The sequence below is a fragment of the Pseudonocardia sp. GCM10023141 genome (assembly GCF_042653605.1).
On sequence record NZ_JBHSIR010000035.1, the window covers coordinates 251,512 to 265,934 of the forward strand.

The window sequence follows — 14,423 nt, forward strand, 5'->3', positions numbered from 1 at the left end:
ACCCTACGGCGCCCGGCCACGTCAGGAGGGCGTCCCTGCCGACGTTCAACGTCAGGAGGGACGCCCTCCTGCGTCAGCCCACCTCGGTTCGCCTGCGCAGACCGCCCAGCGCGGCCGTGAGCGCCAGTCCGGCCAGTGCCAGCCCGGTCACCAGCCACAGTGCGGGCCGGTAGCTGTCGAGCACGGCCGTCGGAGTCGTGGCGTGGCCGCCGCTGATCAGCGCCGTGACGATGGCGAGGCTGATCGCCCCGCCGACCTGGAAGGATGTCTGCACCAGCCCGGAGGCCAGCCCCTGCTCGTCGTCGACGACGCCGGTGGTGGCCTGGATGTTGAGCGCCGGGAAGGCGAGCGCGAAGCCCAGGCCGATCAGGATCATGCTGGGCAGGATCACCGCCGGGTAGTCGGCCACGACGTCGATCCGCAGGTAGAGCGCGTATCCGACGGTGAACGCGACGAGCCCGGCCATCACGACCAGCCCGGGACCGAACCGGTTGACCAGCGCCCCGGTGCGCGGACCGCCGAACGCCACGATCAGCCCGGCAGGCAGGAACGCCAGCGCCATGCCCAGGGGCGACCAACCCAGCAGCGACTGCAGGTAGAGCGCCCCGATGAACTGGAAGCCGATGTAGGAGCCGAAGACGGCCATCGCGGCCAGGTTCGCGGCGAGCACTTTGCGGTTGCGCAGGATGCCCAGGCGCAGCAGCGGGTGCGCGACCCGCCGCTCCACCAGGATGAACGCCACCACCAACCCGATCACGACCACGAACGAGCCGAGCGTGCGCAGGCTGGTCCAACCGACGTCGGACGCCGTCACGACGGTGTAGACGAGCAGCAGCAGCGCCGCGGTGCTGGTGATGGCGCCGCCGACGTCGTAGCCGCGGTGGGTGAGCTCGGGACGCGGGTGGCGCGGGATCAGCTTGATCCCCAGCAGCAGCACCAGCACCGCGATCGGGAACGGGAGCAGGAACGTCGCGCGCCAGCCGACCTCGGTCATGAGCCCCCCGAGGATCAGGCCGGACGAGAACCCGCTCGCACCGAACGCGGTGTAGATGCTCAGCGCGCGGTTGCGGGCGGGGCCCTCCGCGAACGTCGTGGTGATGATGGACAGGCCCGCCGGCGCGGTGAACGCCGCCGCGACGCCCTTGATGAACCGGGCCGCGATCAGCAGCGTCGGGTCGTCGACGATGCCGCCGAGCAGCGACGCGAGCGCGAAGACGCCGAGCGCGACGAGCAGGACGGTGCGCCTGCCGAGCAGGTCGGCCGTGCGCCCGCCCAGCAGCAGGAAACCGCCGTAGCCCAGGACGTAGCCGCTGACGACCCACTGCAGGCTGGAAGTGGTCATGCCGAGATCGGTGCCGATGGACGGGAGCGCGACGCCGACCATCGAGACGTCGAGCCCGTCGAGGAACAGCACCCCGCAGAGGAGGAACAGACCCGCCCAGGTACGAGCGGACCAGCGTGTCCCCGCGGCGGGTGCGAGGAGAGGTGATGCCGTTGTGGTCACGAGGAGGCACTCTATACATGCAACTGCATCTAATGCGACGTCATTCAATGCACAGGAATTTTATGCCGCCGCATGGTAAGGTGGCGGCCGTGACCGAGGACGAGCTCGTCGCAGACTGGCGTGATCTGCTGGCGCGCTACCACGCCACCTGGTGCGCGCTGGATCGCGCGCTGCGCGAGGGCCACGGCCTCGGTGCCAGCGAGTTCGAGGTGCTGGACCAGATGGCCGACTCCCCGCTCGACAAGCCGTCCGTTCGGATGCAGGAGCTCGCCGCTGGTGCGCACCTGAGCCAGAGCGCGCTGTCGCGGGTGGTCGCCCGGCTCGACGCCGACGGCTTCGTCACCCGCAACATGTGCGACACCGATCGGCGCGGCATCTTCGTCGAGCTCACCGCGGCCGGCAGGCGCAAGCACGCGGAGGCGCAGGCCACCCACCGGTCGGTGCTGGCGGCCGCGCTCACCCCTGCGTGATCCACAACGGGTGGGTTGGCCAGGTCGGGAACCTCACCCCGGATGCGCCGCCAGGTGCTCCAGCATCAGCTCCGCCAGCTCGACGGGCGCCTGGTCCGGCACCCAGTGGCTGACGCCCCGCAGCTCGGCGTAGCGGAACGGGCCGGTCACGTACTTGTGCACCAGCGCCGTGGACTGCCGGGTCAGCGCGCTGTCGCCGTCGCTCCAGACGAACAGGGTGGGTACCTCGACGGGCGGGTCGGAGACGGTCGGCGACTCGGCGAGCATCCCGCGGTACCACCCGATCGCCGCCGCGAGCGCCTGCGGATCGGCCAGGCCCGCCGCGTCGCGTTCGGCGGCTTCCCGGGTCTGCCCGGTGCGCAGCAGCATCGACACGAGCGCGGGTGAGAACGGCCGATCCCCCGCCGCCAGCAGCCGCTCGGGCAGTACCGGCAGCTGCAGCGCCAGCATGTACCAGGACGCGAACGCCTGACGGGTGGTGAGCAGCGCGCGCACGAACGCCGCGGCCGGTGGCACCGACACGGCCGTGAGCGTGCGCACCCGGTCGGGGTGTCGCGCCGCCAGCCGCCACGCCACCGCGGCACCCCAGTCGTGGCCCACCACGTGCACCCGCCCCGACGGCCCGACGAGGTCATCGATGACCGCGATCGCGTCCTCGGTGATCTCCCCCAGCGCGTACGCGCGGCGTCCCACCGGGCGCGCGCCGGGTGAATATCCGCGCTGGTCGGGAGCGATCGTCCGATAGCCTTTTGCACCGAGCATCGCCGCCACCGGATCCCACGAGTTGCCACGCTGCGGGAAGCCGTGCAGCGCCAGCACCGGATCGCCGTCATCGGGCCCGGTCACACGCACATCGAAGGTCAGGTTGCCGCGGGTCGACGTAGGCACGAGATCATGATGCCCCACGGACTGTGTCCAAACCTTCACGCGCTTCGCCCGCTCGCAGGTTGTGCGTGCGTCTGGTGTCGAGTTGGGTGGGCCCCGGGCAGCGGCGACCCCGCCATGGAGTCCGAGCCGTGGTCACCGGAACAGGGATCACCAGCGACGGGAGAGAGAACATCGTGACGGAGCAGTTGTTCCAGCGGATCGCCATCGTCAACCGGGGTGAACCGGCGATGAGGCTGATTCACGCGGTGCGTGAATGGAACGCCGAGGGACTCCGGCCGCTGCGCACGATCGCGCTCTTCACCGCCGTCGATCGCCACGCCATGTTCGTGCGCGAGGCCGACGAGGCCGTCCTCATCGGGCCCGACGACCCAGACCAGGCCTTCGCGGCCAGCCCCTACCTCGACTACGCGGAGCTCGAGCGGGCGCTGAAGGTCGCCCGCGCCGACGCGGTCTGGCCCGGCTGGGGCTTCGTGTCGGAGAAGGCCGACTTCGCCCGCCTGTGCCGCGACCTCGGCATCGTGTTCGTGGGGCCGTCGCCCGAGGTGATGGAGCGGCTCGGCGACAAGATCGAGGCCAAGCGCCTCGCCGAGCAGGTCCAGGTCCCGCTGGCGGCGTGGAGCCACGGCCCGGTCGCCGACGTCGCCGCGGCGCGCGAGCACGCCGAGCGCATCGGCTACCCCCTGATGGTCAAGGCCACCGCCGGCGGCGGCGGACGCGGCATCCGCAAGGTCAACGCGCCCGAGGAGCTCGCCGAGGCCTTCGAGCGGGCCGGCTCGGAGGCCGCGAAGACCGCGGGCGACGCCACCGTCTTCCTGGAGCGCGCCATCAGCGGCGGGCGCCACGTCGAGGTCCAGGTGATCGCCGACGCGAGCGGCGACGTGTGGACGCTCGGCATCCGCGACTGCTCGGTGCAGCGGCGCAACCAGAAGGTGCTCGAGGAGTCGGCCTCCACCGCGCTCGACGCCGAGCAGGAGCAGCTGCTGCGCGACTCCGCCGCCGCGCTGGCGAAGGCCGCGGGCTACGTCAACGCGGGCACCGTCGAGTTCCTCTACGAGCCCAAGGAACGCCTGCTGACGTTCCTCGAGGTCAACACGCGACTGCAGGTGGAGCACCCCGTCACGGAGGTCACCACCGGCGTCGACATCGTCAAGCTGCAGCTGCACGTCGCAGGTGGCGGGCTGCTCGCCGACATCGCGCCCGCCGCGCCGCCCGCGCGCGGCCACGCCATCGAGGCCCGGCTCACCGCGGAGGACCCCGAGCAGGGCTTCGCCCCCGCACCCGGACGCATCGAGCACCTCGCGCTGCCCAGCGGCCCCGGCGTGCGCGTCGACACCGGCGTCGCCTCCGGTGACGTGATCCCGCCGCAGTTCGACTCCATGATCGCCAAGGTGATCGCGTGGGGCCGCGACCGCAACGAGGCCCGCGCGCGCCTGTCGCGCGCGCTGCGCCAGACCACCGCGGTGATCGACGGCGGCACCACCAACAAGGCGTTCCTGCTCGACATCCTCGACCGTCCCGAGGTGCGCTCCGGCGACACCGACACCACCTGGCTCGACGGCCTGATGGCGCAGGGCTACACCCCGCCGCGGCGCCTCGACGTCGCGCTGCTCGCCACGGCCGTCGAGGCGCAGGACGCCCACGTCGCGCGCCAGCGGGAGCGGCTGTTCGCCTCCGCGGAGCGCGGGCGTCCCGAGGTCGGCCACGAGACCTGGCACCAGGTCGACGTCCGCGCCGGCGGGCAGGCCTACCGGCTGCGCGTCGCGCAGTCGCGGGGCTCGCGCTACCACGTGTCGCTCGACGGCCACTCCGTCGACGTCGACGCCGAGCGCACCGGCCGCTACGAGCGCAAGCTCACCGTCGGCGACCACACGTTCCACGTGCTGTCGGTGCTGCAGGAGTCCGACTACCTCATCGAGGTCGACGGCGCCGTGCACCGCATCTCCGGAGGCGAGGCCGGCATGGTCCGCGCGCCGGCCCCCGCCATGGTGGTGGCGATCCCGATCGCGGCGGGTGACCTCGTCGAGGCGGGCGACATCGTGGCCGTCGTCGAGAGCATGAAGCTGGAGACGCCGCTGCGCGCGCCCGTGGCGGGCCGCGTCGCGGAGATCCTCGTCGACGCCAACACGCAGGTGGAGGGCGGCACGAAGCTCATCCGGCTGGAGCCCGCCGCCGACGGCGACGCCGCACCCACCGGGGACCGCGTCGACCTGTCGGCGCTGGGCGAGGCCACCGTCGGTGGAGCCGACCCTGGCGCCGTCGCCGCCGACACGTTCACCGCGCTGCGCTTCCTCGTGCTCGGCTACGACATCGACGAGAGCGACGCCCGCCCGCTGCAGGCGGCGCTGACCGCCGCGCGCGAGCAGCTGCCTGCCGACGACCCGGGTGTACTGGCCGGCGAGATGGCCACCTTCCGGATCTTCGCGGACCTCTGCGCGCTCAGCCGCAACCGTCGCGGCCCCGAGGACGAGTCGCAGCAGTCCGACCCGACGGGCGAGGAGGCGCGCAACCCGCAGGAGTACCTCTACGCCTACCTGCGCTCGCGCGACGCCGACGCCGAGGGCCTGCCCGAGTCGTTCTGCGACAAGCTGCGCACCGCGCTGAGCCACTACGGCGTGCTGGACCTGGAGCCGACACCGGAGCTGTCGAGCGCGCTGTACCGGATGTTCCTGGCCCACCGGCGCGCCACCGCGCACGTCCCGGTGGTGCTGGACCTGCTGCAGTGGCGCCTGCGCCACCCGCACTCGCTGCCCGACGGCGCTCGCGAGGAGTACCAGCGGGTGCTGGACCGGCTGGTGCGCGCCACCCAGCTGCGGCACCCCGTGGTCGGTGGATTGGCCCGGCAGGTGCGCTACACGTGCTTCGACGCCCCGCTCGTCGACGCCGAGCGCGCCCGCGGCCAGGCGGCGGTGCGCGCCGAGCTGGACCGGCTCTCCGACGAGCCCGCCGAGCGCGCCCGCCAGATCGACACGATCGTCTCGGCGGCCGAGCCGATCCTCGGGGTGTTCGGCGCGCAGCACCACGCCGCGATGCTGGAGGTGATGACGCGGCGCTACTACCGCATCCGCACCCTGCGCGACGTCGAGCTCTCCGACCGGGGCGGCCGTCCGCTGCTCACCGCGGCCTTCACCCACGAGGGCCGCGACTACACGGTTCTCGCCACCACCGTCCACACGGCCGCCGACGCCCCGAGCGGGGGCGATCCGATGACCGTGCAGGGCGACCTGCGCCGCATCATCGCGGCACTGCCCGCCGACCGCACCGCCCTGCTCGATCTCTACGTGATCGCGGGAGAGGCGCCCGACGAGGACCCGGAGCGCTCCGCCGAGAAGATCAAGGCGATGCTGGGCAGGCTGCCCGACAAGCTGCAGCGCGTCGCGGTGGCCGTGCGCCGACCCGCCGGGGACGAGCGGTCGGCGTGGTTCACCTTCCGATCAGGTCCCGACCGCAAGCCCGTCGAGGACCGCACGCTGCGTGGCCTGCACCCGCTGGTCGCGGCCCGGCTCGGACTCTGGCGCCTCGCCGACTTCGAGCTGACGCGCCTGCCGTCACCGGTCGACGTGCACCTGTTCCGCGCGATCGGGCGCAACGTGCCCGACGACAAGCGGCTGATCGCGCTGTCGGACGTCCGCGAGCTCACCGTGCTGCGCGACGACAACGGCACGATCCGGGCCCTGCCGCAGCTGGAGCACGTGCTCGACGCCTGCATGGACGCGCTGCGCTCGGCGCGGGCCGCCGACCGCGCCGACGCGAAGGTCGACTGGAACCGCGTGCTGCTCTACGTCTGGCCGGTGGTCGACGTCTCGCTCGACGAGCTGGACGCGGTGGTGCGGGTGCTCGCGCCGCGCGCCGAGGCGATCGGGCTGGAGCAGGCGCAGGTGCAGTTCCGCTACCAGCCCGAGGAGGGCGGCGAGCCCCGCGAGTTCATGCTCCGGATGTCGCGCCCGCCCGGTGCCGGCCTCACCGTCCAGGTCACCGACCCGCCCGTCCGGAAGCTGCGCGAGCTCGACGCCTACGCCCAGAAGGTGATCAGGGCCCGGCGCCGCGGCACGATCTACCCCTACGAGCTGGTGTCGTTGCTGGCCCGCAACCCCGACAAGGGCGGTGAGCCGGGCACGTTCACCGAGTACGACCTCGACGACACCGGCACCGCGGTGCCGGTGGACCGCGCGCCCGGCGGCAACAAGGCCGGCATCGTGCTGGGCACCGTCACCACGGCCACCAGCCGCTACCCCGAGGGCATGACGCGGGTCGTGCTGCTCGGCGACCCGACGCGGGCGCTGGGCGCGCTCTCGGAGGCCGAGTGCCACCGGGTGCAGGCCGCCATCGAGCTGGCGAGCCGCCTCGACGCGCCCGTCGAGTGGTACGCGGTGTCGGCGGGGGCCCGGATCGCGATGGACTCCGGCACCGAGAACATGGACTGGATCTCCCGGGTGCTGCGCTCGATCATCGAGTTCACGCAGGCGGGCGGCGAGATCAACGTGATCGTCACCGGCATCAACGTGGGCGCCCAGCCGTACTGGAACGCCGAGGCCACGATGCTGATGCACACCAAGGGCATCCTGGTGATGACGCCGGAGGGCGCCATGGTGCTCACGGGCAAGCAGTCGCTCGACTTCTCCGGTGGTGTCTCGGCCGAGGACAACTTCGGCATCGGTGGCTACGACCGGATCATGGGCCCGAACGGGCAGGCGCAGTACTGGGCGCCCGACGTGTCCGGCGCGGTGGACGTGCTGCTCGCGCACTACGACCACACCTACCGGGCGCCCGGCGAGGCGTTCCCGCGCCCGGCACCCACGTCCGACCCCGTCGACCGCGACGTCTCCGACTCGCCGCACGCGGGCGCCGGCACCGACTTCGCCACCGTGGGCGAGGTGTTCACCGCCAACCCCGGGCGCAAGAAGCCGTTCGACATCCGGTCGATCCTGCAGGCGGTGGCCGACAGCGACCACCCGACGCTGGAGCGCTGGGTCGACATGATCGACGCCGAGGGCGTGGTCGTGCTCGACGCCCACCTCGGCGGCCAGCCGATCGCGCTGCTGGGCATCGAGTCCCGGCCGCTGCCGCGCCGCGGCCGGATCCCGATGGACGGGCCCACCACGTTCACGGCGGGCACGCTGTTCCCGAAGTCGTCGAAGAAGACGGCGCGGGCGATCAACGCGGCGAGCGGCAACCGCCCGCTGGTGGTGCTCGCCAACCTCTCGGGCTTCGACGGCTCCCCGGAGTCGCTGCGCCAGCTGCAGCTCGAGTACGGCGCCGAGATCGGCCGAGCAGTGGTCAACTTCCAGGGCCCGATCGTGTTCTGCGTGGTCAGCCGCTACCACGGCGGCGCGTTCGTGGTGTTCTCCGGCACGCTCAACGACAACATGGAGGTGGCGGCCGTCGAAGGCTCCTACGCCTCGGTGCTCGGTGGCGCGCCCGCCGCGGCCGTGGTGTTCGCGGGTGAGGTCAACAAGCGCACCGCTGCCGACGCGCGCGTCGCCGACCTGGAGGCCCGCATCGCCGACGCCCGGCGGGCCGGCTCCGACACCGAGGCCGCGCGCCTCTCGGCCGAGCTCGGGGCCGTGCGTCCGGGTGTCCGGTCGGAGAAGCTCGGGCAGGTGGCCGACGAGTTCGACGCCGCACACAGCGTGCAGCGCGCGCAGCGGGTGGGCTCGGTGCACGAGATCGTCGCGCCGACCCGCCTGCGGTCCTACCTCTACGAGGCGGTCCAGCGCGGGATCGCGAAGGCGGGCCCGACCCGCTAGCTCACGCACATCCTGTGGGGTTCGCGCACACCGTTGACGGTGTGCGCGAGCCCCACACGGTGTGCGCCGGCGGTGCTACGAGCAGACGGACTTCGCGCGCAGGACGCGCGCCACCGCGGTGTCGTCGGCCGCGGCATCCAGGCGGCCGGCGGTCAGCGCCTGCTCGAGGCGATCCAGCACGGGCGTGATGCGCCCGCCCGCCGACCACAGCGCCATGTCGGCGCCGGCCGCCAGTGCCCGCTCGACGGCCTCGGGCAGCTCGAACGTGCCGGTGACGGCCTTCATCGCGCCGAGGTCGTCGGTGATGACGAACCCGTCGAACTTGTAGTCCTCGCGCAGCAGCTTGTAGGTGGCCGGGGTCAGCGAGCTGGGCAGGTCGTCGGTGAGGCCGGGGACGTCGAGGTGCCCGACCATCACCCCGGTGCGGCCCTTGCCCTCGATGAGCGACAGCGGGCCACCGGCGCCGAGCAGCGCGGTGTAGGGCAGCAGGTCGTCGGACTTGAGCTCCGCCAGCGGCGGCGTGGTGACGCGTCCCTTGTGCGAATCCCCGTCGCCCCGCCCGTGACCTGGGAAGTGCTTGAGCACCGTGAAGATCCCCGCGGTGCGCTCCCCCATCGCGAAGGCGGCGGCGTACTGGGCGGCAACCTTGGGGTCGGAGCTGAACGAGCGGTCCCCGATGACGGCGCCCGAGGGTTGCTGCCCGACGTCGACGACCGGGCCGAAGTTCATCGTGATGCCACGCGCGGCGAGTGCCTTGCCCCTGGCCTGCGCCGCCTCCTGGACCTGCACGGGTGTCTGCTGCGCCGCCATCGTGCGCGCGCTGGGCAGGTTGCCGTCGAGCGCGTCGACGCGCTGCACCCGCCCGCCCTCGTCGTCGACGGCGACGGCCAGCGGGATGCGCGACACCGCCTGCACGCCGCGCAGCGCCTGGTTCTGCAGCAGGTCCGTGGCATCGCCGCCGATGAAGATCCCGCCGATCTGGGTGGCCCGCACCGACTCGGCGGTGCCCGCGGGGTCGGACGCGTCGACGCCGACCATCAGCCGCTGCGCGACCCGCGCGCGGGGCGTCATCGCGGCGACGACGGCGCTGCAGGCGGGCAGCCGGTCGGGGCCCAGCGCGCTGCCCGAGGTGTCGGCCTGCGGGGCGAGCGCCATGGGCGTCAGGGCCAGTGCCGGCGCCGGCACGGCCAGCCCGGCCACCATCGCCGCGACGAGTCCGGCCAGCATCCCGACGAGCAGCGGCCCGGCCGGGCGCGTACCGCGACGCCGCTGCGGCGGGTGCGCACGCAGTTGCAGGGACGGGTGGCAGGTGGGCATCCCCAGCATCATGCCCGGCGACGCTGCGTGGCGGGCGCCGGGCCCGCGGCGCGCCCGGGTGCGTCAGCCGATCGCCGGCACGCGCTCGTACTCGGGTGGCGGGCCGGGCGGGGTACCGTCGCCCCACGGGCGTCCACCCAGCTCCTCGCGGCCGTGCGGGGTGAGCCAGTTGGTGACGTCCGGGCCGGCCGGCACGATGCCCGTCGGGTTGATGCCCCGGTGCACGCCGTAGTAATGCTGCTTGATCTGCTCGAAGTCGGTGGTGTCACCGAAGCCGGGCAGCTGGAACAGGTCGCGCGCGTAGGCCCACAGCACCGGCATCTCCGACAGCTTCTGCCGGTTGCACTTGAAGTGGCCGTGGTACACGGCGTCGAAGCGCACCAGCGTGACCCACAGCCGCACGTCGGCCTCGGTGATCGTGTCGCCGACGAGGAACCGCTGCGTGGCCAGCCGCTCCGACATCTCGTCGAGCCGCGCGAACAACGCCGCGTAGGCCTTCTCGTACGCCTCCTGCGTGGACGCGAAGCCGCAGCGGTACACGCCGTTGTTGACGTCGCGGTAGACGCCGTCCATGACCTCGTCGATCTCGCCCCGCAGCGACTCGGGGTAGAGGTCGGGCGCGCCCTCGCGGTGCAACGCCGTCCACTGGGTGGAGAAGTCCAGCGTGAGCTGCTGGAAGCCGTTGGTGGCCACCTTGCCCGTGGCGATCTCCACCATCGCCGGCACGGTGATGCCGGCGTCGAACCCGGGGTCGGCCTTGCGGTAGGCGTCGCCGAGCCACTCGATGCCGAGCACCGGGTCGCGGTTGTCGGGGTCGTTGTGGAAGCGCCAGCTGCGCTCGTCGTGCAGCGGGCCTGCGATGCCCATCGAGATCGCCTGTTCCAGGCCCAGCAGCCGCCGCACGATCGCGGACCGGTTGGCCCACGGGCAGGCGCGGGCGATGACGAGCCGGTAGCGGCCGGCCTCTACCGGCCATGCGGACGAGCCGTCGGCGGTGATCCGCTCGTCCAACGCGACGGGTGCACGCTCGAACGAGCCGGTGGAAGGGGTGGTGGCCATGACAACGAACCTACCGCCGCGAGCGACCGTGCGATCATCGCTGCGTGGTGGCGCTGGGTGATCTCGTTCGGCCGGGCATGCGGATCGCGATCTCCGACGGCGCCGGCGGGCCGCGCTCCCTCTACCCGGAACTGACCCGCATCGCCCTGCAGCACCGCGACCTCGGCCTCGTGCTGGGCTGGATGCCCCACGACGAACCCGACCTGGACCCGGGCGCCTTCGCTGACGCCCGCACGGTGATGCCGGGCTGGGGCCTGCGCCGCCACGTCGCCGCCGGCACCCTGCGCTCGGTGCCCGCCCGGCTCTCGGCCATGCCGGCACTGCTGGCCGGCCCGCTGCGCCCCGACCTGCTGCTGGCCACGCTCGTCCGCACCCCCGACGGGCTGCGCTTCGGTGCAGAGGTCTCCTGGATGCGCGGCGCCGTCGACGCGGGCGTGCCGGTTGCGGCCGTGGTGTCGAGCACGGCCCCGCACTGCGACGCCGGTCCGCCGTTGCCTCCCGACGCCGTCACGGTGCTGGCCGAGGTCGACGACGCGCCGCGGGAGGTGCCCACCGAGGCCCCCGGCGAGGTGGAGACGGCCATCGCGGCGCACGTGGCGAGGCTGGTGCCAGAGGGTGCCCGGGTGCAGGTCGGCCCCGGCCGGCTGGGCACGGCACTGCTGGGTGCACTGCGGGTGCCGGTGCGGGTGGACTCCGGGCTGCTGCCGGAGGGCGTGGTCGACCTCGACGAGCGCGGCCTGCTGGTCGAGGCGATCGCGGCGTACCTGGTGGGCACGAAGCGGCTCTACGACTGGGCCGACGGGCGCCCGCTGCTGCGACCCGTCGAGTACACCCACGACCCGAGCCGGCTGTGCTCCGACGACCCGGCGCCGTTCATCGCCTGCAACACCGCCATCGAGATCGATGTCGACGGGCAGGTCAACGTCGAGGGCACCGCGTCGGCGGTGGTCGGCGGCATCGGCGGCCACGCCGACTACGCGGCGGCGGGCACGCGCTCACGCGGCGGGCTGTCGGTGGTGGCCGTCGCGTCCGAGCACCGCGGCCGCTCGACGCTGGTCCGGACGCTGTCGCGACCGGTCACCACCGCGTCGCACGACGTGGACGTGGTGGTCACCGAGCGCGGGTCCGTCGCGCTGCGGGGGCTCGATCGCGCGGAGCGGGCGGCCGCGCTGCTGGAGCTGTGGGACGGGAAGGTGTTCGAGCGCAGCCGGTGATCACCGTGGGACGCCGCCCGATCGCCGTTGCAGGAAGGCCCGCCAACGCCCGCAGCAGCAGCCACGGCGCGAACAGCGACGTCGGGCGGCTGATCAGGTTCACCGACCGGTGGAACGCCCGCCCGACCTGCGCGTCGCGCTCCGCCGCGCGCAGGATCCGCGCGACGTAGGCGTTGAGGAGGCGGGTCTTGAGCGTCCGCTTCCCCGTGACCGTCGGGAGGGCGAGGTCACCGCCTGCCGCGATGTCCCACGGGATGTCGATCGCGCGGGCCGCCTGGCGGTAGAACCGGCGGGGCAGGCCGGTCGTCGAGCTCTGGAGGCACTCCCGCAGGACCGTGGCCTCGATCGCCGACACCGTCATGCCCTGGCCGTAGATCGGGTTGAACGCGCACAGCGCGTCGCCGATCACCAGGTACCGGTCGGGCAGGCGGCGCAGACGTTCGTAGCGCCGCCGGACGCTCGCCGGCACCCGGTAGGAAAGCGGCTCGGTGAGCGGCTCGCAGCCGTCGACGACGTCGTGCAGGTCGGCGCTGGGTATCAGCCTGCTGAAGCGGTCGAAGCCCGCGATGTCGGTCGGCGGGAGGTTCCCGTCCAGGCCGATCAGGGTGACCATCCAGCGATCCCCCTCCATCGGCAGCACCGCCGCTCCCTGCGGGAACTCCGGCGACATCACCACCGCGGCGATCGCCATCGCACCGCTCGCCAGCGGCCCCGAGCGCACGTACTGTCGTGAGGCGTAGGCGATCGTCGCCTTGACCACCTCCTCGGCGGGCCGCACGTAGCCCAGCTCGGCGAGCCAGGTGGCGCCGCGGTTGCTGCGGCCCGTCGCGTCGACGACGAGCTCCGCTGCCAGCTCGCACCGCAGGCCGGCGGTCAGGTCCGCCAGCTCGACACCGGTCACCGTCCCCCGGTCGGCCGAGGCGAGCAGGCGCGTGGCCTCGTGGCCGCCCCGGAACGTCACCCCGGGCAGCTTCTGGACCCGGTCCCGGACGTGGTCCTCCAGCGCCGGACGGCTCACCGCGAGCGCGCGCAGATCCGACGGCGCCTGGGCCAGCCTGCGACCCGACGCCATCCAGACGGTGTCCCGGATCTGGTCGATCACGACGGCCCCGGCACCGACGAGGTCGGCGGTGAGCCCCGGGAACAGCTCCTCGAGCACGGCATGCCCGCGGGCCAGCAGCACGTGGGCGTGCCGGCCCTGTGGCACACCCTTGCGGGGACCCGTGCCGGTCAGCGGATCCCGGTCGATCACGACGACCTCGTCGTAGACATCGCTGAGCGTCCGCGCCGCCAGCAGGCCGGCGATGCTCGCGCCCAGCACGACCGCGCGGCCCGCCACGCGGACGGTGCCCGGCCGATGGGGGGAACTCATTGCTCACTCAGCACGGCGGTCGCGATGCCGAACATGGCGGTGGTGGTGGCGAGGGCCCGGGGAATTCTGATCTTCATGGCGAGGACTCCTTCTGCTTCCGGCGATGGGATCGCCGGTACTTCAGGAATCGTCGAACACAGCGCTCAAGGACACAGTGCCCGCAACCGTCAGCTCAATGGTGCCGCTGATGCCGGAACTGTCACCACAACCGTGGCGGCCGGAATGCGCCGGTCACCCGATCCGTCACACGGTTGCGTGCTTCGCGAACACCCAGTACCGCAGCACCAGGAACCGGGCGGCCCCGCCCAGCACGCTGGCGGCCGCCACGGTGGCGCTCTCGAGCACGGGGCTCGCACCGGGCACGAAGCCGTCGAGCAGCAGCAGCACGATGGAGCCGTAGAACGCGTAGAAGAGCACGGTGCCGCTGTTCTGCACGTGCACCCGCCAGTGGTCCGTGGGCGCGCTGTCGAAGGTGAAGCGCCGGTTGATCTCGGTGCTGACCACCGTGCTGAGCACGAGCGACACCAGGTTGGCGGGCACCGAGTCCAGCCAGTTCGTGACGATCAGGAACAGGCCGGCATTGAGAGCGGTGCTGAGCCCGCCCACGACCATGAAGCGGGCCAGCTGCGCAACGAGGGGATGGTTGGCCTGCAGGCGTGCCAGTGCGCTGCCGGGCCCTGTCCCGATGGGTCCGACCGTGGTGGGGCCGGTCGCTGTGAGCGCTGCTCCCGCCATCGGTGGTCACTCCCTTTCGTCAGGTGCAGATCGACTTGTCCTTTCTCGCACCTGGACCGATCAGCTCGCTATCTCCTACCTGTGGCAACGCTGTGAACGCCGGGTGATTCCGCCTGCAAC

Annotated in this window: 9 protein-coding genes; 3 read left to right on the top strand and 6 right to left on the bottom strand. The window is 72.7% G+C overall.

Translation table 11 applies throughout. The annotated features are described in order from the left end of the window. Positions 1-73: 73 nt before the first annotated feature. On the bottom strand, positions 74-1,504 hold the full coding sequence (locus tag ACFPFQ_RS21475; RefSeq protein ID WP_379621515.1) for an MFS transporter: 1,431 nt from the start codon (positions 1,502-1,504) through the stop codon (positions 74-76). Between the two features lie 89 nt (positions 1,505-1,593). Here ACFPFQ_RS21475 and ACFPFQ_RS21480 point away from each other — a divergent pair, with 89 nt between their 5' ends. After that, entirely contained in the window at positions 1,594-1,974 is a 381-nt protein-coding gene (locus ACFPFQ_RS21480; protein WP_379621517.1) for a MarR family winged helix-turn-helix transcriptional regulator, read from the top strand. Positions 1,975-2,007: 33 nt separating this feature from the next. Here the strand turns inward: ACFPFQ_RS21480 and ACFPFQ_RS21485 are convergent, their stop codons facing one another. After that, positions 2,008-2,862 carry an alpha/beta fold hydrolase gene (locus ACFPFQ_RS21485; protein ID WP_379621519.1) on the bottom strand — a complete coding sequence of 285 codons (855 nt, stop codon included), beginning with the start codon at positions 2,860-2,862 and terminating at the stop codon, positions 2,008-2,010. A 185-nt stretch (positions 2,863-3,047) separates the two neighbouring features. On the opposite strand from ACFPFQ_RS21485, the gene ACFPFQ_RS21490 reads away from it, so the two are divergent. After that, entirely contained in the window at positions 3,048-8,606 is a 5,559-nt protein-coding gene (locus ACFPFQ_RS21490; RefSeq protein ID WP_417715033.1) for a carboxyl transferase domain-containing protein, read from the top strand. A gap of 75 nt (positions 8,607-8,681) precedes the next feature. Here the strand turns inward: ACFPFQ_RS21490 and ACFPFQ_RS21495 are convergent, their stop codons facing one another. Both ACFPFQ_RS21495 and ACFPFQ_RS21500 read right to left on the bottom strand, forming a co-directional pair. After that, complete coding sequence (locus tag ACFPFQ_RS21495) at positions 8,682-9,923, bottom strand: glycoside hydrolase family 3 N-terminal domain-containing protein (protein WP_379621523.1); 1,242 nt, start codon at positions 9,921-9,923, stop codon at positions 8,682-8,684. Positions 9,924-9,986: 63 nt separating this feature from the next. Continuing rightward, entirely contained in the window at positions 9,987-10,982 is a 996-nt protein-coding gene (locus ACFPFQ_RS21500) for a glutathione S-transferase family protein (RefSeq protein ID WP_379621525.1), read from the bottom strand. 44 nt (positions 10,983-11,026) lie between these two features. On the opposite strand from ACFPFQ_RS21500, the gene ACFPFQ_RS21505 reads away from it, so the two are divergent. Beyond that, a complete protein-coding gene (locus ACFPFQ_RS21505) occupies positions 11,027-12,196 on the top strand; it encodes an acetyl-CoA hydrolase/transferase C-terminal domain-containing protein (RefSeq protein ID WP_379621527.1) in 1,170 nt (389 codons plus the stop codon). Here ACFPFQ_RS21505 and ACFPFQ_RS21510 read toward each other — a convergent pair. Further along, positions 12,093-13,568: an NAD(P)/FAD-dependent oxidoreductase gene (locus ACFPFQ_RS21510; RefSeq protein ID WP_379621529.1), complete on the bottom strand. Its 1,476-nt coding sequence runs from the start codon at positions 13,566-13,568 to the stop codon at positions 12,093-12,095. The genes ACFPFQ_RS21505 and ACFPFQ_RS21510 overlap by 104 nt on opposite strands. Before the next feature lie 243 nt (positions 13,569-13,811). Further along, entirely contained in the window at positions 13,812-14,303 is a 492-nt protein-coding gene (locus ACFPFQ_RS21515) for a GtrA family protein (protein WP_379621531.1), read from the bottom strand. Positions 14,304-14,423 lie beyond the last annotated feature (120 nt).

What these genes read in the sequence shown, in the direction of transcription:
- ACFPFQ_RS21495 (WP_379621523.1), bottom strand. Translation starts at nt 9,923, where the DNA reads ATGCCCACCTGCCACCCGTCCCTGCAACTGCGTGCGCACCCGCCGCAG.
- ACFPFQ_RS21500 (WP_379621525.1), bottom strand. Translation starts at nt 10,982, where the DNA reads ATGGCCACCACCCCTTCCACCGGCTCGTTCGAGCGTGCACCCGTCGCG.
- ACFPFQ_RS21510 (WP_379621529.1), bottom strand. Translation starts at nt 13,568, where the DNA reads ATGAGTTCCCCCCATCGGCCGGGCACCGTCCGCGTGGCGGGCCGCGCG.
- ACFPFQ_RS21515 (WP_379621531.1), bottom strand. Translation starts at nt 14,303, where the DNA reads ATGGCGGGAGCAGCGCTCACAGCGACCGGCCCCACCACGGTCGGACCC.